Annotated in this window: 19 protein-coding genes; 6 read left to right on the top strand and 13 right to left on the bottom strand. The window is 43.5% G+C overall.

The features are described from left to right. Nucleotides 1-7 precede the first annotated feature (7 nt). From B3V51_RS07980 to ychF, 3 genes are all read right to left on the bottom strand, one after another. Complete coding sequence (locus B3V51_RS07980) at nucleotides 8-1,423, bottom strand: deoxyguanosinetriphosphate triphosphohydrolase (RefSeq protein ID WP_186474749.1); 1,416 nt, start codon at nucleotides 1,421-1,423, stop codon at nucleotides 8-10. A 78-nt stretch (nucleotides 1,424-1,501) separates the two neighbouring features. Continuing rightward, entirely contained in the window at nucleotides 1,502-1,984 is a 483-nt protein-coding gene (locus B3V51_RS07975) for a hypothetical protein (protein ID WP_286708207.1), read from the bottom strand. A 185-nt stretch (nucleotides 1,985-2,169) separates the two neighbouring features. Continuing rightward, nucleotides 2,170-3,261 (bottom strand): redox-regulated ATPase YchF, encoded by a 1,092-nt coding sequence (ychF, locus tag B3V51_RS07970; protein WP_286708206.1) that lies wholly within the window; start codon nucleotides 3,259-3,261, stop codon nucleotides 2,170-2,172. A 444-nt stretch (nucleotides 3,262-3,705) separates the two neighbouring features. Here ychF and B3V51_RS07965 point away from each other — a divergent pair, with 444 nt between their 5' ends. The 3 genes from B3V51_RS07965 to B3V51_RS07955 all read left to right on the top strand — a co-directional run bounded on the left by B3V51_RS07965 (nucleotide 3,706) and on the right by B3V51_RS07955 (nucleotide 7,809). Then, nucleotides 3,706-5,904: an ATP-dependent helicase gene (locus B3V51_RS07965; protein ID WP_286708205.1), complete on the top strand. Its 2,199-nt coding sequence runs from the start codon at nucleotides 3,706-3,708 to the stop codon at nucleotides 5,902-5,904. Between the two features lie 264 nt (nucleotides 5,905-6,168). Next, nucleotides 6,169-7,416 (top strand): NAD(P)/FAD-dependent oxidoreductase, encoded by a 1,248-nt coding sequence (locus B3V51_RS07960; RefSeq protein WP_071001309.1) that lies wholly within the window; start codon nucleotides 6,169-6,171, stop codon nucleotides 7,414-7,416. A gap of 54 nt (nucleotides 7,417-7,470) precedes the next feature. Continuing rightward, nucleotides 7,471-7,809 (top strand): RidA family protein, encoded by a 339-nt coding sequence (locus B3V51_RS07955; RefSeq protein WP_071003571.1) that lies wholly within the window; start codon nucleotides 7,471-7,473, stop codon nucleotides 7,807-7,809. Nucleotides 7,810-7,996: 187 nt separating this feature from the next. On the opposite strand, the gene B3V51_RS07950 is transcribed toward B3V51_RS07955, so the two are convergent. After that, a complete protein-coding gene (locus tag B3V51_RS07950; protein WP_286708204.1) occupies nucleotides 7,997-8,122 on the bottom strand; it encodes a hypothetical protein in 126 nt (41 codons plus the stop codon). Nucleotides 8,123-8,380: 258 nt separating this feature from the next. Continuing rightward, nucleotides 8,381-8,881, bottom strand: a complete 501-nt coding sequence (locus B3V51_RS07945; protein WP_071001310.1) for a lactoylglutathione lyase family protein — start codon at nucleotides 8,879-8,881, stop codon at nucleotides 8,381-8,383. Between the two features lie 107 nt (nucleotides 8,882-8,988). On the opposite strand from B3V51_RS07945, the gene B3V51_RS07940 reads away from it, so the two are divergent. Then, nucleotides 8,989-9,858: a LysR family transcriptional regulator gene (locus tag B3V51_RS07940; RefSeq protein ID WP_286708203.1), complete on the top strand. Its 870-nt coding sequence runs from the start codon at nucleotides 8,989-8,991 to the stop codon at nucleotides 9,856-9,858. An 84-nt stretch (nucleotides 9,859-9,942) separates the two neighbouring features. Here B3V51_RS07940 and B3V51_RS07935 read toward each other — a convergent pair whose 3' ends face one another. From B3V51_RS07935 to ppsA, 8 genes are all read right to left on the bottom strand, one after another. Further along, the gene (locus B3V51_RS07935; RefSeq protein ID WP_286708202.1) at nucleotides 9,943-11,079 is read right to left on the bottom strand and encodes a glycerate kinase; all 1,137 of its coding nucleotides are present in this window, start codon (nucleotides 11,077-11,079) and stop codon (nucleotides 9,943-9,945) included. 112 nt (nucleotides 11,080-11,191) lie between these two features. After that, the gene (locus B3V51_RS07930; protein ID WP_286708201.1) at nucleotides 11,192-12,550 is read right to left on the bottom strand and encodes a GntP family permease; all 1,359 of its coding nucleotides are present in this window, start codon (nucleotides 12,548-12,550) and stop codon (nucleotides 11,192-11,194) included. 331 nt (nucleotides 12,551-12,881) lie between these two features. Further along, nucleotides 12,882-13,121 carry a hypothetical protein gene (locus B3V51_RS07925; RefSeq protein ID WP_286708200.1) on the bottom strand — a complete coding sequence of 80 codons (240 nt, stop codon included), beginning with the start codon at nucleotides 13,119-13,121 and terminating at the stop codon, nucleotides 12,882-12,884. Between the two features lie 321 nt (nucleotides 13,122-13,442). After that, complete coding sequence (gene rplI, locus B3V51_RS07920) at nucleotides 13,443-13,949, bottom strand: 50S ribosomal protein L9 (RefSeq protein WP_093070991.1); 507 nt, start codon at nucleotides 13,947-13,949, stop codon at nucleotides 13,443-13,445. Nucleotides 13,950-13,969: 20 nt separating this feature from the next. Beyond that, nucleotides 13,970-14,200, bottom strand: coding sequence for a 30S ribosomal protein S18 (rpsR, locus tag B3V51_RS07915; RefSeq protein WP_010198808.1), 231 nt, complete (start codon nucleotides 14,198-14,200; stop codon nucleotides 13,970-13,972). Nucleotides 14,201-14,216: 16 nt separating this feature from the next. Further along, a complete protein-coding gene (rpsF, locus tag B3V51_RS07910; protein WP_071001316.1) occupies nucleotides 14,217-14,621 on the bottom strand; it encodes a 30S ribosomal protein S6 in 405 nt (134 codons plus the stop codon). Nucleotides 14,622-14,886: 265 nt separating this feature from the next. Then, nucleotides 14,887-15,867: an RDD family protein gene (locus B3V51_RS07905; RefSeq protein ID WP_093070994.1), complete on the bottom strand. Its 981-nt coding sequence runs from the start codon at nucleotides 15,865-15,867 to the stop codon at nucleotides 14,887-14,889. Nucleotides 15,868-15,981: 114 nt separating this feature from the next. Next, complete coding sequence (gene ppsA / locus B3V51_RS07900) at nucleotides 15,982-18,363, bottom strand: phosphoenolpyruvate synthase (RefSeq protein WP_093070996.1); 2,382 nt, start codon at nucleotides 18,361-18,363, stop codon at nucleotides 15,982-15,984. Between the two features lie 596 nt (nucleotides 18,364-18,959). Here ppsA and ppsR point away from each other — a divergent pair. Together ppsR and sthA are read left to right on the top strand one after the other, a co-directional pair. Next, nucleotides 18,960-19,856 carry a posphoenolpyruvate synthetase regulatory kinase/phosphorylase PpsR gene (gene ppsR, locus B3V51_RS07895; protein ID WP_414706373.1) on the top strand — a complete coding sequence of 299 codons (897 nt, stop codon included), beginning with the start codon at nucleotides 18,960-18,962 and terminating at the stop codon, nucleotides 19,854-19,856. 158 nt (nucleotides 19,857-20,014) lie between these two features. Then, the coding region (gene sthA, locus B3V51_RS07890) for a Si-specific NAD(P)(+) transhydrogenase (RefSeq protein WP_286708199.1) at nucleotides 20,015-21,333 on the top strand (1,319 nt) is incomplete at its 3' end.

The following is a 21,333-nucleotide window of genomic DNA, read 5'->3' as shown; positions in this document are numbered from 1 at the left end:
TGGTCTTTTAAACCACCGTACCCCAGTGACCTTGTAATTCTTGCGCCAATCGATAGGCTTCATGGTCATTCATACCTGTAATAAAATCTAAAATATTCAATATATTGTGATAAATATTATCTGATAACACGCGGCGATGCTCATCTAAGTGTGGCTGTAGTAATCTTAACAGACTCTGTTGCTCAAACGACATAGATGCAGCAGCTTCTACTGCCTCAGTCCCCGTCCAAGCCAGTGGTACAAAGGCATCCATTAGACGATGCAAGCATTGATTGGCCATTAGCTCCATTCTTACTTTGTTTGGATGATTAAATATTTTTTCGCGGGCCAATTGCTTGGCCTGCAAGATGCCAGTTTGTACAGTGGTGTCGCAATGGGCAAACAAGCTGCCTTGGAGCGTACCTGCCAGCAAGTCTTCACTATTGGCCACAAAAGCATCGGTGATCGTATTGACCAAGCGCATCATAGCGCGTGATCGCAAAGAGGCCAGACTCTGCCTGACTGACATATGCACAGGCAGGCTGACGCTATCAGGATGCTCGCCAATCAGCTCGTAAAATATCGTGGCAACCTCGCTATAGGTTAGCATATTCAGATTAATACCATCTTCTAAATCTATTAGCGCATAACAGATATCATCTGCCGCTTCTAACAGATACGCCAACGGATGGCGTGCAAAGCCATCGTGATGTGTTGAGCGCGGCAAATGCAAACAGGCTGCCAGCTCCTCTAACTGAGAGGTCTCGCTATAAAAGCAGCCGAATTTCTGTACATTATGGGCGTTGTCATTTGCATCATTGCTGTGAGTGGCAAGCCAAGGATATTTCATAAAAGCGCCTAGCGTTGCGCAGGTAAGACGCATACCGCCTTTATCGGGATGGTGCTCATTGCGCACCAGCAACCGAAACCCTTGTGCATTGCCTTCGTAGGCCAGTAAGTCCAGTCGCTCGTTGCTGCTTAATTTTTGCAAAATCGCTTGAGGATCAGGCTGCCGAAACCAGTCACGAATGGCGTACTCTCCAGCATGACCAAACGGCGGATTACCAATATCGTGAGCGAGGCAGGCTGCTTGTACAATTACGCCAATATCAGATGGCGAGACTCCTGCTAGTAAGCCATTGCCTAGCTTATCATGGAGCTTTTCTGCGGTCATCATCCCTAAAGAGCGTCCAATAGAGGAGACCTCAAGCGAATGGGTCAGGCGAGTATGGATACCCAGCTGATTGGTCAATGGATGAACTTGGGTTTTTTGATTCAACTGCCTAAACGAGTGAGAGAATACCAGTCTGTCATAGTCTTTGTGAAACTGTGAGCGAGTGCTTGTATTAGCGCCGTATTTTTTGGCAGCGCCAAGACGCTGTGAGTTGAGAAGATGAGACCATTGCGCAGTAGAAGACGACAAAGAGGTTGGGGTACTTAGCATATTGGAACATCCGAAACCAAGGGAGCCTCTAGCATAACAAAATAGCGCCCTTGGTACAGCCACTAAGCGCCATGGCAATTAAGATTTATGACAATCAAAAATTACCTCTTCCTCGTCGATAGGCACATCACTATTTAGTGTTTTGTTTAGCAAGGTTGCGTTGTCACCATCCACTTGCCATATAATGCCATGAGTGTCATCTAATCCAATATCACTTGTGTATATGGTTTTGTCAGTAAGGGCGTCGCTACCAGAGGTAGCTGTCAAATCGTATTCGATACCGTCAATAAGTAGGTGCGCGGTCTGGGGTGTGGCATCGGTATGATAGTAGACGCCGATAGTAGCAGTAGGCTCACAAGAGAATGGTGTGCTGTTGCTAGCGTGCTCAGAATGGTCGTGACCCTCATAATCATGTCCTTCGTGAACGTCCATGTCATTATGACTTTCATGGTCATGTACTTCATGATCGTGCTCTGCGTGACTGTCTACGGTTGTCACATCTTCAGATGCTGCTGGCTCACCGTCTGTTTTTGGCTGGCAGCCTAACAATGAAACTGTCATAACACTGCCTATGAGAGCAGCACTTGCAAATTTGGAAAAAGAGAAAAAGTCAGTCAAAGTATAAGCCCTCAAATAAGCAAGATAAGATATGTTATAATATAACAAAAGGATAATAAAATAAAGCCGATGCTGGAAAATATCCAACATCGGCTGATTAGCTATCAGATAGTATTGACTAGCTAAAGCTACACGTTAAATCTAAAATGCATGACATCGCCATCTTGAACGATGTAAGTTTTGCCTTCCAGACGTGACTTACCAGCGGCAGCAGCGCCTTTTTCACCGTTGTATTCGATGAAATCATCATAAGCGATCACTTCAGCACGAATAAAGCCGCGCTCAAAGTCCGTGTGAATCACGCCAGCGGCTTGCGGGGCAGTAGCGCCAACTGCGACGGTCCATGCACGTACTTCTTTGACACCAGCGGTGAAGTAAGTCTGCATATCAAGTAAGTCATAACCACCGCGAATCACTTGATCAAGCCCGGCTTCTTCCATGTCCATTTCAGCCAAAAAGTCTTTTTTGTCCTCTTCATCTAGCTGGGCAATTTCAGCTTCGATTTGGTTGCATAGAGGAATGACGATAGATTCTTCGCCAGTCGCGTAATCACGAACAGCGTCGAGATATGGATTGTTTTCAAAACCATCTTCAGCAACGTTAGCAATATACATGGTTGGCTTTAGGGTGATGAGGCCGTAGCTGCGGATGAGTTTTTTCTCATCAGCGTCTAGATTGGCCGCGCGCGCCGCTTTGCCTTCTGCTAATAATGGCTCAATCTTTTTGAACACATCCAGCATGGCGCTAGCGTCTTTGTCACCGCCTTTGGCTTTTTTGGTCAAGTTCAGTATCGCGCGTTCAACCGCTTCCAAATCTGCCAATGCCAACTCAGTATTGATGGTTTCGATATCATCAATCGGGCTGACGCGACCATCGACGTGTACCACATTGTCATCATCAAAACAGCGAACGACATGAGCAATCGCATCAGTCTCACGGATGTTGGCGAGGAACTGGTTGCCCATGCCTTCGCCTTTTGACGCGCCTGCCACCAAACCTGCGATGTCTACAAACTCCATCGTCGTTGGCAATACGCGTTCAGGGTTGACGATATCAGCCAATTTCTTTAGGCGTGGATCGGGTACTGGTACGATACCGGTGTTGGGATCTTTGGTACAAAACGGAAAGTTTTCAGCGGCGATACCCGCTTTGGTCAACGCATTAAACAAGGTGGATTTACCCACGTTTGGTAGGCCGACGATGCCGCAATTAAAACCCATAACAGTCTCTCAATGTATTAATAAAATAGTTGGTGCTGAGCTAATATAAGACTTGATATTTAGTCAGGATAAAACTGAGTTCATCTAAAGCTCAGCTTGTTTGAAATATCAGTCAAATAGACAATCAAAATTGGGCACATTGTAGCAAATTTACGGGAATAGGGGTGAGGTTGTTACTTTATATGCTAAGGTTTTTACTCAGCGGTGGCAGGTGTTTTTCTACTAAGGCTCAGATAGGTTAAACGCTGAAAAGTGAATACAATGGGTTGCTTCTTATTTAGACAAGCGGTGTTCGATTTGGTATTCAGTATTTTTTGCTATAGTACGTTATCATAGATAAATAGTGGCATCAGCTCACAAGCAGTCAGTACAATCTGCTGGCTGGTTTAGTTTTTTTCAAATAATCAGCTCGCTCCAAAACACAATGTAAGGCAATATCCGATAATGACAACCTCGATTTTTGACACACGCCGCTATAAATATCCGCAGAATTTTCTTGAGATGAAGCCCAAACTTACTCGACTTGAGCAGGCCATCAAAAAGCTCGAGACAAACCTCATCGATGCTAATGTTCAAGCAAATACGAAGCTGTTGACTCAAAGGTTGGATAGTCATTTAGGATTGAAGGTCGACTATGCCAGTGAGCTCAATCCCGATCAGCTCATGGCTGCCACCACTATCGAAGGTAAAGTTTTGGTGATTGCAGGTGCAGGATCGGGCAAAACCAAAACCTTGACCTATCGCACCAGCTATCTACTAGAAAATGGCGTGTCGCCCAAAGAGATTTTGCTACTAACCTTTACTCGTAAAGCGGCAAATGAAATCAAAAATCGCGCTAAATCTTTGCTGGCAAGTAGTCTTTCAAATCAAGAGCTATCTGATGACGCATTGGCTGAAGAAAAATTACCAACTGACAAGGCATTAAATAATATCACCAGTGGCACCTTTCACTCATTTTGCAATATGCTGCTGCGTCAATACTCTGGTCTGCTCGGTATCAATCCACGATTTACGATTTTAGATACTGGCGATAGCGAGGATGCTATCGACTTGGTACATAAAGAAAAAAAGTATCCTACCCAAACCAAAACCCAAGCCTTTCCGCGCAAAAAAACATTGCAAAATATCATTTCAACCTCTAGAAACAGACGCATTCCTATTCGCGACCTAATAGAAAGTAGCTATCCTGATATCGCCGTACATATTCCTATCATCGAGCAATTAGCAATTGATTTTCATGAGTATAAGCGCGCCAATCACTTATACGATTTTGACGACATTATCAGTCAAGTGGTACGTCATCTAAAAACCAACGACACCTTTAGGCAGCGACTTCAAAACACGTATCGTTATGTCATGGTTGATGAATATCAAGACACCAATATTCCGCAAAAGCAGCTAATTGACTTAATATGTGAGCCTGATTCGGTGTCACTAATGGTCGTTGGCGATGACAATCAAAGCATCTATGCCTTTCGCGGTGCTAATTACGAAAATATTTTGCTATTTGGTGAGACGTATCCCAATGCCAAACTTATCAAGCTTGAGCAAAATTATCGCAGTACACCTTCGGTACTAAACTATATCAACGCGTTGTCAGCGCAAATCACGCTAGGTTATCAAAAGCAGCTGTATTCTGATGCGCCAATAGCAGGCGACAAGCCAATATTTCGACGACTCAGCGATGAGACAAAAGAAGCGAGTTATATCACTGATAAGATAGTCGCGCTAAAGCCTGAGTATGATTATAACGACTTTGCGGTATTGTGCCGCACGTCTTTTCAGTCCAATTACGTACAGCTAGAATTTATGGCGCGCAATATTCCCTTCATCGTGGTGGGCGGTATCAAGTTTATTGAAAGACGCCATATCAAAGACGTGTTGGCTTTTGTCAAAGTTCTCTATAACCCGAACGATACGATTGCTTGGCATCGTATTTTAACTTTGTTTAAAGGGGTAGGAGCAGTCACGGCGACGCGCTTAACCCAAGCCATCACCGCTGACAATAATGCGTTTGAGTCGCTACTGGCAGCATCGTTTGCCAAAAAAAGCGATCAGCTAAAGCCTCTATATCACACGCTTACCAAGGCCCAGCAAGCAGAAACGGTTGAGACAGCCATTGAGCATATTCTTGAGTTTTATATCCCTGTATTAAAGTTGATAGAAGACAACTGGCGTGAGCGTAGCGAGGACTTTCGGGTGCTAAAGAATTTAGCGGCAGAGCACACGAGCCTCGATAGCTTTTTAGAAAATCTTGTGCTCGATCCGCCCAATGATTCTGTCGCGGTCATGGAAAGCTCTGACGATGGACAAAGTAATGATAAAGTCACGATCTCAACCATTCATAGCGCAAAAGGGCTTGAGTGGCCAGTGGTATTCGTCAATTCATTGGTCGATGGCATCACGCCGCATCATCGCTCATTAGATGACTTTGAAGCATTAGAAGAAGAGCGTAAGCTGTTTTATGTGGCCTGTAGTCGTGCGAAGACGCAGCTGTATTTGACCGCGCCGAATTACTTCTCTAGTTACTCTGGATACTTTGATATGGCCTCACGCTTTATTGCGGAGCTATCGGCTGACGAGGTAACAGTAGAGACGGTAAAATCGCCTATCAAGAAAAATGATGACCCAATATGGTGGTGATTTTTTGAGGATATTGATGGTATCTATCATACTGGGTTTTAGTGTGTATTTTGCGGATTTTGGTCGTCCAATAATGGCTTCATACGCCAACTATTCCTTTTGAAAATGACCTACAAATAAATGTATAGCCAAAAGTATTTAATAGCAAAAATATTTTTCAAATAAGGGTTTAAAATTTATCCCAATGCGTTACTATGACCACCTAATTTGGTAAGACCTTTATATTTGATACTCTGTATTAACACCCTAAGAAAAGGATAGGTTATGCGCTACGAAGTGATCGTTATCGGTGCAGGTATGGTTGGCACGTCAATCGCGTGGCATCTACAAAAAAATAACTCAAACGTATTACTCTTAGACAAAAAATTGCCAGGGTCAGAGACCTCATATGGTAATGCCGGCTTGATTCAGCGCGAAGCCATTCATACGCATCCTTTTCCTCGTCAGCTGACAGAGATGATCCGAGTATTACCTAACCAAGGTACTGATATTCGTTATCGCATACCGGCAATTCTGCGTTATCACCAAGCGCTGCTACAGTACTGGAAATACTCAACGCCTGCGTCAGTCAAAAAAATCGAATCTGAGTGGCAGACCTTGATTGAGCATTGTACCAGTGAGCACCAAACCATGATTAGCGCCTCTGGTGCTGATGAGCTCATTACTCGTGATGGTTGGCTACAATTACATCGCTCAGAAGAGACTTTCAAAGAAGCGCAAGCATCCGCCATTGATGCACGTAATCAAGGGGTTGAGCACAATGTATTGAACCTTGAAGAGCTAAAAGCAATGGAGCCCCGCGCCAATTTTGACGGTTTCGTTGGTGCTATTCATTGGTTGAATTCATGGCAGGTATCAAACCCAAGCTCGCTGGTAAAAGCCTACGCAAAAAACTTCCAAGACATGCAAGGTACGATCAAAGAAAATGACGTCAAAGAAATCGTCAAAGAGGCGGATGGCTGGAAAATCACCACTGATAAAGATACCTATTATAGTGATAAATTGGTCATCGCAGCAGGTCCTTGGTCAAATGATTTGATCAGACCACTTGGTTACAATCTGCCATTGTTCCCAATGCGCGGCTATCATCAGCATTTCAAAGTGACAGACAAGAACACAATCCATCACAGTATGTTTGATATGGACAAAGGCTTTGTCATGGGGCCAATGCAGCAGGGTATCCGTATCACTACGGGTGCTGAGATGACTACCATGAATGCGCCAAAGAATTTTGGTCAATTACAAACGGTATTGAAGCTTGCAAGAAAAATTTTGCCATTAGAAGATGCGGTTGAGAGTGAAGCATGGGCAGGATCGCGTCCTTGTATGCCTGACATGAAGCCCGTCATCGGTCCTGCTGATAAGCATGACAACCTCTGGTTCGCATTTGGTCACAGCCATCAAGGCTTCACTTTGGGACCAATGACAGGGCGTCTGGTTGAAGAGATGATTCATAATAAGCCTGCATTGGTCGATCTTGCACCATTTAGTGCCCAGCGTTTTTCTAACTAAGCGCGACTTGACTGACTAAACACAGATTCAAATTAATAAAAAGGTATAGACATGATTAAGAAGCTACATAGCAATCAGCGCATGAGCAAAACGGTAATCCATAACCAGACGATCTATTTGTGTGGTCAGGTCGGTAATGCAGAAGACGATATCAAAGCGCAAACGTTGACGTGTTTGGAAAAAATCCAAACGCTATTAGAAGAAGTGGGCAGCGACAAATCAAAGCTACTATCAGTCACCGTTTGGATCAAAGATATGGCGGATTTTGCTGCTATGAATGAAGTCTATGACAAGTGGTTTGAAGGCATACAGCCACCAGCGCGTGCTTGCGGCGAATCAGCATTGGCACGCCCTGAGCTATTGGTTGAGATGATTGCCATCGCTGCTGAGTAATAAGCGGCTCGTAGTACTTGTAGTATATGTATTAAATAGAAATAAAGAAGGCCATGATAGCGATATCATGGCCTTTTCTATGCGTAGCAATAAGCCAACTCGATTATTGAAAAGGAATATGCTAGCTTTTTAATCCAAGCACGCGCCGTATAACATCAGCGAAGCAATACAATGATTATTATAGGAATTAGCATTCTTTCCATACCGCTTGGCGTTTCTCAATAAAAGCATCAATCCCTTCACCCACATCGTCTGCCATCATATTGCAAGTCATGGCCTCACTGGCATAGTCATAAGCGTCTTCGATACTCATATCCAGCTGCTTATAAAACATACAGAAGGTCATCTCTATCTAGAGTGGTGCCTAATTGAGTCATTTATCATCCTTGATAATGGGTTGGTTTATAGTTTTATATATAGCTGACTAAATAGTAGCATGGCTCATATTCTATACAATAGATGGAGCACATAGAAAGCGCATAAAAAAATAGCGCACTCAGGTGAGGAGTACGCTATTGGTTTTTCAGTTAAATATAAGCTAAATTCATACTAAGCTGTATTTATACTGAACCTAGTATGCGCCTTCGCTATAGATAAGCTCGTAGCTATGGCTATATATCTCGACGATGTTACCGAACGGGTCTTCCATATAGATCATGCGATATGGCTTTTCGCCAGGGTAGTAGTAGCGTGGTTTTTCCATACGTTTTTTGCCACCTGCGGCAACCATACGCTCAGCCAGCGCTTCAACGTTTGGGTCTTGGACGCAGAAGTGAAAAATACCTGTTTTCCAGTATTCAAAGTTATTTTCAGGGTTTTCCTGATTTTTAAATTCAAAAATCTCAACACCGATACGGTCACCAGTGGAGAGGTGAGCGATCCGAAAGCGGCCCCAACCAGCACCGAATACTTCAGTGCACATCTTACCAATCGGGCTGTCATCTTCAATAATCTCAGTAGGCTCCATGATGGTGTACCAACCCAGCACTTCAGTATAAAATTTTACAGCAGCATCTAAGTCAGGGACTGACAGACCGATGTGCGAAAAGCTTCTGGGATAAACGTTGTTCATAGCTTGTGCTCCTGTTTGCTGTACTCTTGTTTGACGTGAGGCCAGTATACAAACGCACTGTCATTATGTAAAATTATCAAATATTATAAAAATAAGTATGAAACGTAATGATTAATGTCACATGGCTACGCACTTTTTGTACGCTTGCCGAAGTTGGGCACTTTACTCGCACGGCTGAACGTCTATATATGACACAGTCCGGTGTGAGCCAACATATACGTAAGCTAGAAGAGCAGCTGGACACAGATTTGTTAATTCGACAAGGAAAGCAGTTCTCATTGACCAATGCAGGTGAGCAGCTTTATAAAGAAGCAGGCGAGATATTGCAGCGATTATCAAATTTAGAGCAGCGCATCAGTGAAGATCCGCCTTACGAAGGGCTAGTACGGTTGATGTCACCGGGTAGTGTGGGACTTAAGCTATACCCGCAGCTTTTGACCTTACAGCAACAGCACCCAAAGCTAGTGATTGATTATCGCTTTGCCCCCAATGCTGATATTGAGCAGGCATTGGCAAATCACGAGATCGATATTGGTTTTATGACGGACATCTCAGATGATGAAACGATTAGCTGCAAGCCTATGGCGCAAGAAGCATTGATACTCGTAACCCCTGCGACTACAGTAGAGCCGAGCTGGGAGCAGCTTATGGCACTTGGATTTATCGATCATCCGGATGGTGCCCATCATGCAGGCATGCTACTGACTGCCAATTACGAGCAATTCCAGCATATCAATGATTTTGAGAAAAAAGGCTTCTCTAATCAGATTGGTCTAATTTTAGAGCCCGTCAGCAGGGGAATAGGTTTTACTGTCTTGCCGGCGCATGCGGTGGCTGCTTATCTAAAGCCTGAGCTGATTAACAGTCATCATTTACCAGTTGCTGTTAGCGAAACGCTATATCTGGCAGTCAGACAACAGCAGGCACTTTCTAATAGAATGCATACGGTCATTAATGCAGTAAAAAAATGGCTATAGATATGTTGAGAGTGATAAATGTACAGCTAACAAAGGGTTTAATAACTGTACATTTAGTGAAGAAGGTTCATTGATAGATTGCGACTATCTCAAAGTCTGCCCAAGTTTGATACTTGCAGCGATATTAGCAGCAGTCGTTTCAATGTTGTTATAAGCGGAGCCTAATACGTTATCGATCGTGTCTATTTTTTGGATACTTGGCATTACAACATTGAACTGACTGGTCTGAGCAGGTTTTAGTCCATCGACACTGCCGCAGATAGCGATGACTGGGGTACGGCTGGCCTGAGCGATTTGGCTGATACCACCAGCGACCTTACCCATGGCGGTTTGTGCATCGAGCTTGCCTTCACCTGTGATGACAAGATCAGCCTCTGCGATATGCTGTGACAGGTGAGCCACTTCGGCAACTGTATCAAAGCCTGACTTCAGCTGAGCGTCAAAGAAAGTCATCATCGCATAGCCAAGACCGCCTGCCGCGCCAGCGCCTGCAACGTGTTGACAGTCTTCGTAACCATGATTGCCGCAGACAGTTGCAAAGTGACTGAGCGCTTTATCCAAGGTATTGACTTGCTCCGGACAAGCGCCTTTTTGTGGGCCAAATACCGCGCTAGCCCCAAGCAGACCACAGAGCGGATTGGTCACATCACAAGCAACTTCAAATACCGTGTCTGATATCTTTGTATGAAGGTTAGTATTATCGAGTTTATGTAGGCTGGCAAGTGCGCCACCACCATGAGTGAGCAGACTGTCATTGATATCATGAAATGTTATGCCTAACGACATTAGCATGCCAAGGCCTGCATCATTGGTTGCGCTACCACCCAGACCGATGATGATGCGTTTAGCCCCTTCCTCCAAAGCATCAGCGATCAGCTCTCCAACACCATAAGTGCTAGCAACGATAGGATTACGCTCATCAGCTGTTAGTAGGTGCAATCCGCAGGCTTGAGCCACTTCAATAACCGCCGTCGCGTCAGGCAATAACAAATACTTGGCGATGATTGGTCTCATCAACGGGTCATGCACTCTGACTTCTTTCCAACGTCCACCCAAGACATAAGACAATACCGCTGAGGTGCCTTCACCGCCATCGGCCATCGGCAATAATTTGTAATCAGCATCTGGAAATACTTGACTAAAGCCGGATTGAATAGCATGGCAAACATCGAGTGCTTCTAAACTTTCTTTAAACGAGTCAGGGGCGATCAAAATTTTCATACGGCTCTCTTTGAATATCTTAATGACACGATCATCGCGACAGTGTCGTGTTCTAAAACGTTTACTTAGCAATAATCAAATAAACGTATATATACGTACCCAATCTCATGAACTAGATAAACACTAGGGTTAACAACCAGATAAATACGATGCTAGTCACCCCTTGAATACCAGTGGCCATTGAGTGCGCTTTGTACGCTTGTGCCACGCTCATGCGACTAAACTGACTCACGATCCAAAAGAAGCTGTCATTGGCGTGAGAGATGGTCATGGCACCTGCACCAATTGCCATCACGCAGAATACACGGCCAAGCTCACTGTCCAAGCCAATTTGGTTCAACAGTGGGGCAACCATAGCAGAGGTTGTGACCAATGCCACTGTGGTTGAGCCTTGTGCTGTTTTTAGCGCGGCAGAGACGATAAATGGCATAAAAATACCTAAACCCAAGGCCGATAACGTTGAACCTAGATAATCGCCAATTGGCGTCACTTTTAGCATAGCGCCAAATGCGCCACCAGCACCAGTGATCAGTAGGATAGGGGCTGCTACTACCAAACCTTGCGAGATACTATCGCTGATTTGCTGCGTTTTTTGCTCTGAATCAATCAATAAAAACGATAAAAACAAACCAATCAACAATGCAGTCAGTGGATTACCGATGAATATCAAAACCTCTGCTAGCGTACCACTACCGAACGGCGCACTTGGGAAATTGGCAACCGACGACAGACAAATTAATATGATAGGCACAATGATAGGTAAAAACGCCATTGTTGCTGAAGGCAGTTTGCTGTAGTCATCGCGTGTTTTTATGCCTTCAGGTAGGGTCGCTGCTTGAACATCTGTGGCATTGATATTATCAGGCATAGCGTTAAGAAAGCGATTCGACCACCACCAGCCGGCCAATACGGCAACAGCCGTGACAACCACACCGACCATGATAACCAAGCCTAAGTTTGACTCTAATCCTAAATTACCTGCCGCCGCGATTGGGCCTGGCGTAGGCGGGACAAAGGTGTGGGTAGCGTATAGACCAGTAGCCAAGGCAATACTCATCGCGACACTTGATACATGTAAGCGCTCAGCCAAAGACTCTTTTAGAGAGTTCAAGATAATATAGCCAGAGTCACAAAATACAGGCACCGAAACCACTGCACCAACGATAGACATGGTCAAAGTAGGGAAGCGTGGCCCCAATACTTTGATGACTGACTCTGCCATCACAATAGCCGCACCCGTTTTTTCGAGGATTAAGCCAATAATCGTACCAAACACAATCACAAGACCGATGTAGCCTAGAATTCCACCAAACCCATCAGAGATCGTTTTTGCGACCGTATTAAGTGGTACTTGATAAAATAGCGCGACCAAAAAAGCGGACAAAATCAACACTAAAAAAGGATGCCACTTCAATTTTGCGGTAGCGAAAATAATAAAAAGAATGGTCAGCACAAGCCCAAATACAATCATCACTGTCTCAATATGGTTTATATCTTAATGAGTTATTCACACAAACAGGCATCAATAACGATACGAAATTTTGAAGGGGCATATTTTATAGCAAATAGGGGGCACTAGGAAATACATTTGTCAAAGAGATGCTGTTTGTTATGGCGATATGAACATTTTCTGATGAGAGTAGTGGCATTCTTATGCCTGCAGAGTTATCGCTTTTTCGATTTTCAGACCGCATTTAACCAAGGTTTTTCACTAAAAAAAGACTGACCACTATAGATGGCCAGTCTTTTATAAGGTATCGCTTATTTTTTTTGTTCAAGATGAGTTTTATATAAACTCCAATCTAAGCAATCTTATCGAAGAACGCTTTATTGTCAGTAGATATCGTAGAATCGAAGCTTACGTAAATACCTTTATCATCTAGCGTTGCATACCAGTGATCATCATCGCCGCTGGTCAGTATCTGAAAGTATTTGTCATTTACGATTCTACCTACCGTATAGATCTCACCCTCTGAATAGAAATCGTTACCTTTGACACAAAGTAGTTTATCGTCAGTGTTTATTTCATCAGTGTTAGTCATATTAAAGTACTCTATCAACGAAAAGTATAAAAATAGAAAAATCTTTCTACTCGTTATGATGAATACAATTATATAGACAGTATCTTGTTGGTTGGTATAGCATTTTTAAGTGAGTTGTTGCAAATGGTTACTGCAAGATATCATGCTGACAAATAGTATTGAATACAGCTTTTAGTAATCGATTGATACTTACAAGGCATCAAGAAAACTCTGATGTAATGCGAAAGTATTACGATCACATGTATAAAATATCGACATAAAAAAAGCCAGCAACACAAGGTCACTGGCTTTTTTATAGACTGAGTCTAATTATCTAGAAGATTACTCTTCAGAATAATCTTCTTCAGCTTCTTCTTCGTCAGCTGAATCTTCGTTGTTACCATCTTCAGAAAGAATAGTAACTAAGATGCTAGCAGTAACGTCATGGTGTAGCTGAATATCAACATTGTATTCGCCAACTTGACGTAGTGTGCCTTCAGGTAGCTTGATTTCAGCACGGTCTACTTCTAAACCTGAGTTAGTCAATGCTTCAGCGATATCGCGAGTACCGATAGAGCCGAATAGCTTGCCTTCGTCACCTGATTTCGCACGCATGATAACATTAACGTCAGTTAGTGCATCAGCACGCTCTTGAGCAGTAGCGATCTCTTTTGCTTCTTCAGCTTCAAGCTCAGCACGACGTGCTTCGAACTTTTCAATGTTAGCTTTGGTCGCAGGTAGAGCGCGGCCTTGAGGGATAAGAAAGTTACGACCGTAACCTGGTTTTACATCGACAGTTTCACCGAGTTTACCAAGGTTGACGATACGCTGTAACAAAATAATTTGCATGAGTCATTCCTAGTTAGCGGTTAACCTTGATGGTTATCAGTGTATGGAAGTAGCGATAAATAACGAGCTTGCTTGATAGCAGTCGCTAGTTGACGCTGATATTTAGTAGACGTACCGGTAATACGGCTTGGTACGATTTTGCCATTATCACTAATGTACTGTTTTAGCAATTCAACATCTTTATAGTCGATGTGAGTGATGCCTTCAGCAGTGAAACGGCAGAATTTGCGACGGCGATAGAAACGTGCCATGAGTATTCTCCTTTAATTAGTCTTCACTGTTGTCGTTGTCGTCATTATCGTTTTCACGATTGTCTGGACGACGAGTAGTTGCTTTGCGTGCGCGTTTTTCATCGGCATTCTTGGCTAACTGCGACTCTTCAGTGATAGCTTCGTCACGGCGCATAACTAGACTACGAATGATCGCGTCGTTATAGCGGAATAATTCTTCAAGTTCAGCCAAAGTCTCGCCGTCAGTTTCGATGTTGAAAAGAACGTAGTGAGCTTTGTGAATCTTGTTGATTGGATAAGCCAATTGACGGCGGCCCCAATCTTCAAGGCGATGGATAGTACCACCGTTGTCTTGAACCAACTTGATATAGCGTTCAACCATGCCGACCACTTGGTCGCTTTGGTCTGGGTGTACAAGTAACACCAGTTCGTAATGTCGCATTATGACTCCTTACGGATTAGTAGCTATTAACCCTATGTTAATAGCAAGGAGATTTATAAGGTAAGCCCACGTTCTTAAAAATATAGTAAGAAATAAGCTTAGTTTATAAAGCGCCGTATTATAACAGCACTTGGCGCTTAACACAAAGGGTAATCACCAAGCGGCTGCCAATAAGATATAAAAAGATGGAAAATAAGCGTTACTCAATAAAAATGCTGCGATCTTGCGCAGCGTTTTTATCTGAAACAATATGGTGAATAAAATATTATTCAGATTTTGACTTTTTTACCAGTTGGCTACTGTCTGCTTTGACCACTAAGGTTTTGGCAAGTTTGTCATGCCAACCGATATTTTCAGGGCTTTTTGATGCCATATAATAATGGATAGCAATAATCACAAAACCCAAAAAGCTAGTAAACGAAAACAGTAAATTATAGATAATAAACAACAGTAACGTACGTGTACCGACCAGCTTGATAAACGAGGGTAGACGATGTGTGGTCTGATCCACAACCCGAATACCAGTGATTACTTTGCCTAGGGATTGACCACGCATGGTAATAAATACCAGCTGCAGTGCAAACAAGCCAAAAACCATGACTTGCGACATCATGAGCGTACTGCTTGGAATGCTTTCCATCAACGACATTGAATATTGATAGGCAGCGTCCATATTTTGGATGTTTTGAAACTTGGTATAGTCTACATCCATTTTGGTCAGTGCCATTACTAATGGCAATATGGCCAATACGTAAAGCAGGCCGTTGAGCGCGGTTGCCAATATGCGTGACATAATCGGCGCCAGTACCACATCACCAATGACTTTATCATTATCTGCGACCGTCTTTTTGAGAGCAGTTTTGTTTAATGAGACATTGTTGTGCGGCGTTTGATGACGATTGGTCGTCATATCGGCCTTCACATTTTTAGAACGTTCAGGCTTGCCATATAGTCTATCTAATGATATTGAATTATTATCTTTAGTATTGCTGGTATCTTCAGGGAAGACGGTCACATTATTGATAATAGAATCATTCGCATCAGGAGTAGTAGCACCAGTCGGTCGATAGACCGTTTGATTATTGGTCACATTTCCTACGCGCTGCCACTGATCTAAGCCTTCATGCCAGATTAAATCATCAAGCAATACTTCGCCTGATGCCAGCATGATATTAAGCTGCTCCAGATTGTATGGACCAGCTTGTACGTTATTTCGAGCAAGGAAAATCTGCATAGTTGCCTGCATAGTTAGTCATGTCTTAAGACATTATATTAGGGTCTATTTGAAAAAATCAAATAGACCCTAATAGTGGTATCTTTAATGACTGTGTGAGTTACCGCTGCGACTGAACGTAACGGTCTACTTTTCTTCACCAGCTAGGAAGAACCAAGTATCTAGCACAGAATCAGGGTTCAATGATACCGAGCTGATACCTTGTTCCATTAACCAGAACGCTAGATCTGGATGGTCTGATGGGCCCTGACCACAGATGCCAACATATTTGTTTTGCTTACGGCAAGCGTCGATAGCCATAGTGAGCAATTTCTTAACAGCAGTGTCACGCTCATCAAACAGATGTGAGACGATACCTGAGTCACGATCAAGACCAAGCGTTAACTGAGTCAAATCGTTAGAGCCGATTGAGAAACCATCGAAGTACTCTAGGAACTCTTCTGCGAGTAACGCGTTGGTTGGTAGCTCACACATCATGATGATGCGTAGACCATTTTCACCGCGTTTTAGACCATTTTTCTCAAGTAACTCGATTACTTGCGCCGCTTCACCAGTGGTGCGGACGAATGGAATCATGATCTCAACGTTGGTTAAGCCCATCTCATCACGAACACGTTTTAGCGCTTTACACTCAAGCTCAAAACAGTCACGGAAGTTGTCAGAGACATAACGGCTAGCGCCGCGGAAACCAAGCATTGGGTTCTCTTCTGATGGCTCGTACAGCTTACCACCAAGCAAGTTAGCATATTCGTTTGATTTGAAATCTGACATACGAACAATAACTGGCTGATCCATAAAGGCAACGGCTAGGGTTGAGATACCTTCAACCAATTTATCAACATAAAAGTCAACAGGTGAAGCATAGCCTGCGATACGCTCTTGAATGGCTTGTGAGATCTCACGTGGCAAGCTGTTCATGTTTAGCAGCGCTTTTGGATGCACACCGATCATACGGTTGATAATAAACTCTAAACGCGCAAGACCAATACCTTCGTTTGGCATCTGGGTGAATGAGAAGGCGCGATCTGGGTTACCAACGTTCATCATGACTTTGAATGCAAGCTCTGGCATAGACTCAACCGAGTTGGTCTGTACTTCAAAGTCAATCTGGCCTTCATAAATAAAACCAGTGTCGCCTTCAGCACAAGACGCAGTCACGTCTTGACCATCGACTAGCAGTTCAGTGGCGTTACCACAACCAACGATGGCGGGCACACCTAACTCACGCGCGATAATGGCTGCGTGACACGTACGACCACCACGGTTGGTGATGATGGCAGAAGCGCGCTTCATGACTGGTTCCCAATCTGGATCAGTCATGTCTGATACCAGAACATCGCCTTCTTCTACTTTGTCCATCTCGTTTAGGTGAGTAACGATACGTACTTTACCCGAACCGATGCGCTGACCGATTGAACGACCTTCACACAATACTTTTGCGCCAGTCGTGTCGATGACATAACGCTCCATGACATTGCTGTCTTGGCGACTCTTAACGGTTTCAGGACGTGCTTGAACGATAAAGATTTCACCGCTATCACCGTCTTTTGCCCATTCGATATCCATCGCGTGGCCATAATGCTGCTCGATGGTTACTGCTTGCTTGGCAAGAGAGGTCAGCTCTTCGGTAGTCAAAGAGAACTGCATGCGATCTTGTTTTTCAACATCGACCGTTTTCACTGATTTTGCGGTGCTGCCTTCATCACCATAAACCATTTTCTTGTGCTTGCTGCCTAGGTTACGACGAATAACGGCAGGCTTACCATCAGCGAGCAGACGTTTTGAGATGTAGAATTCGTCTGGGTTGACCGCACCTTGTACAACCATTTCGCCAAGACCATAGCTTGACGTGATGAACACGACTTGATCAAAACCGCTTTCGGTATCCAGCGTGAACATAACACCAGCAGCACCAGTCTCTGAGCGCACCATACGCTGTACGGCAGCGGACAATGCCACACCTTCGTGCTCAAAACCTTTGTGTACACGGTAAGAGATTGCACGGTCGTTATATAGCGAGGCAAATACTTCTTTAATAGCAATTAGGACGTTATCAATACCGCGAATGTTCAAGAAGGTTTCTTGTTGACCAGCAAATGACGCATCTGGCAAATCTTCAGCAGTCGCAGAAGAGCGTACAGCAACAGCGATGTCTTCGCCGCCGCTCATGGTTTCGAACGCTTGACGTACTTCTTGCTCAAGATCTTTTGGCAATTCTTGCTCAATAATCCAAGTACGGATCTTTTTACCAGTCGCCGCAAGCTTATTAACATCATTGACATCCAATGTGTTTAGCTCGTTGTTGATTTTTTCTAATAAGCCTGTTTCTGTCAAAAAGCGATTGAATGCGTTTGATGTGGTGGCAAAGCCGCCTGGAACACTAACGCCTAAATCAGAAAGATGGCTGATCATCTCGCCAAGTGAGGCATTCTTGCCACCAACCATTTCGATGTCGTCTTTTCCTAGCTGATCAAGATTGATTACAAGTGCTGTAGATTGCGCTGCCATGATAACTCCAGAAAATAAGGTTATTTAGTAAAGATTATAACGGTGAATTATACCGCCATATTAGGAGGAATTCGAGGGGTTTTACCAAAAAACTTGTTAAAAATATACAAATTGTAGGATTTGCTACACAGAGTAAGGCCAGTCTAATCAAGTTTCGTATTTACTCAGATGAAAAATATCATTGCTAGTGACGATGTTATGCGCTTTCAAAAGCCAATTACTGCATAAAATAGACGTATTTAAATAAGCCATATTTAGAGTATTTTTATAATTTATGTTTCAATCTTATGTTTATATATAGGAAATGCTATAAAAAATGCCTTGATGAGAGGTGGATTGGCTATGACGACAAGATGAAAAACAATGTTGGTGCTAAGTGTACGCCTGTAACATTAATTTCTATTAACAAGCTAATATGCGTATAATGTAGCGGATAGATAAGTGATGCATATGGCTATATAAATATGCAATAGCAGCGCTGCCATCGTTCTGCATTTACAAGAGATAAGGCAGCCAAAGTTAGATAATTGCTATTAGATCAATACTAAAAATGAAATGAAGATCATTATTGAGCTTTCAACCGAGGTGTCAACGTTATGTACTCAAGCAATCCATCTGAACAAGTCAAGTCCACTATCCAAAATCGTCATGCGCTAAACTTGGACAGCTCACAAGCCATCAGAACGGCATTTTTTATCTCAGATGGCACCGCAATTACGGCTGAGACCCTCGGACGCGCTATTTTGAGTCAGTTTGCCTCGGTCCCTTTTGAGACAAGAGTGTTGCCATACGTCGATAGCTTAGAGCGTGCCGATGATGCCGTAGAGCAGATCAACATGGCGTATCAACGTGATGGGTCGTTGCCGTTGGTGTTTGATACGATCGTCAATCCAGAGATTCGTGAAACAATCAACTCAGCACACAGCTGTAATTTGGATATGTACGAAGGGTTGATTGGCCGCGTTGCAGAAGAGACTGGCGTAGAGCCAGATGGTCATTCAGGTCATGCGCATGATGATGTTGATTCTGAGACATATAAAGAGCGTATCGATGCAGTCCATTTCGCCTTAGACAATGATGATGGCGCACGTACTCGTCATTATAATGCAGCAGATATTATTTTGGTGGGTGTGTCACGCTCTGGTAAGACACCGACGTCACTATATCTTGCGTTACAATTCGGTATTCGAGCCGCTAACTATCCTCTGACCGAAGATGATTTGTACGACAATCAACTACCAAAAGCGCTGCGTGACCATAAAGACAAACTGTTTGGTTTGCTCATTGATACCGATCGCTTGGTAAAAATACGCCAAGAGCGCCGTGCGGGCAGTCGTTACTCAAGTTATCAGCAATGCCAGCAAGAACAGCGCGCGATACAGGGAATTTATATCACGCATGGTATCCCAAGTTTGGATGTATCAGAGATGTCTGTTGAAGAAATTGCAACGCGTATTTTACAGATGACAGGTCTTAAACGCCGCATTGGGTAATGGACTATTAATTTTATAATATGTAATCGTCATCAAGTTTGTAAAAAGTCTATTCATGCCTTATGGTGAGTACAACTTTACTAAGCTGCTTGGATATTAAAAATATTAACTCGTGCACATAGATATTAATAGAGCAAACAATACATAAAGAGGACATGATGGTAAGTAAGAATATAGGTGACGCAACCAATGATACTGGTAAAGACGTCCATACTGAAGTATCGAATAAATCTAATGGTCGTTCGCCCAATCCTGAGCATACTGAAGGTAAAAACGCAAAACAGAAAATCGAGCAGACTCATGAGCAGGTCACTGAAGATATCATGCATTACCCTGATCTCATCAACCCGCTTGATGACACTCGTATTGATATCAAATCTGGATTTACCAAAGATTCTCGTCGACTAAAAAGTGACGATCACGAGTATGAGTATGATGCGGTGGTTTTAGGTGCAGGTCCTGCTGGTGAAGCCGCTGCCATGAAGCTGACCAAATCTGGTAAAAGAGTGGTCGTCGTCGATCCGCGTGATCAAGTAGGAGGTAACTCTACTCACGTCGGTACAATTCCTAGTAAAGCATTGCGCCAATCAGTATTTAACTTGATTAACTTCCGTCGCGACCCGATGTTTACCAAAGCGATGGAGTATAAGCAAGTTCCGCTAAATGAAGTATTGGCTAAGGCGCGTCAAGTAATCCGTCGTCAAGTCAGTACGCATACCCGTTTTTATGAGCGCAACCGTATCGAAGTTATTCAAGGTTGGGCGAGTTTTATTGACGCTCATACGCTGCGCATTGAAGTCGACGACAATGTCTACGAAACTATTACTTTCAATAAAGCCATCATTACTGTCGGTAGTCGTCCTTACCGTCCTGATATTTTAGACTTTAAACATCCACGCGTTTTTGACTCTGACAAAATCTTGCAAATGGATTATGTGGTCAAAAAAATCATCATCTATGGTGCAGGGGTGATTGGCTGTGAGTATGCCTCTATCTTTACGGGTCTTGGCTACAAGGTTGATTTAATCAATAACCAAGATCAGCTGCTCAATTACTTGGACAGCGAAATCAGTGATGCGATCGCGCATGACTTTAGACAGTTCGGTGTGCTTATCCGTAGTAATGAAGAGATTGATCATCTTGAGACTCATGATGATTATGTGGTTCTACATTTAAAAAGCGGTAAAAGAATCAAATCAGACGCCATTCTTTGGTCAAATGGTCGCTCAGGTAACACAGAAGGCTTAAACTTAGAAGCCATTGGGCTAAAAGCAAATAGCCGTGGTCAGTTAAAAGTAGATGATACTTACTGTACGGACGTCGACAATATTTATGCTGCTGGTGATGTCATCGGTTGGCCATCATTAGCCTCTGCTGCCTATGATCAAGGTCGCTGTGCTGCTGCCTTTATGGTCGGTGATAGTGATGCCGAGCCAGTATCTAGTGTCCCAACTGGTATCTATACCATTCCTGAAAT

Origin of the sequence: Psychrobacter sp. UBA2514, assembly GCF_002341255.1 — a bacterium.
GTDB classification, from domain to species: Bacteria; Pseudomonadota; Gammaproteobacteria; order Pseudomonadales; family Moraxellaceae; genus Psychrobacter; species Psychrobacter pacificensis.
Note: the sequence above shows the minus strand (reverse complement) of the source record. Positions and strands in the feature narration are given on the sequence as shown.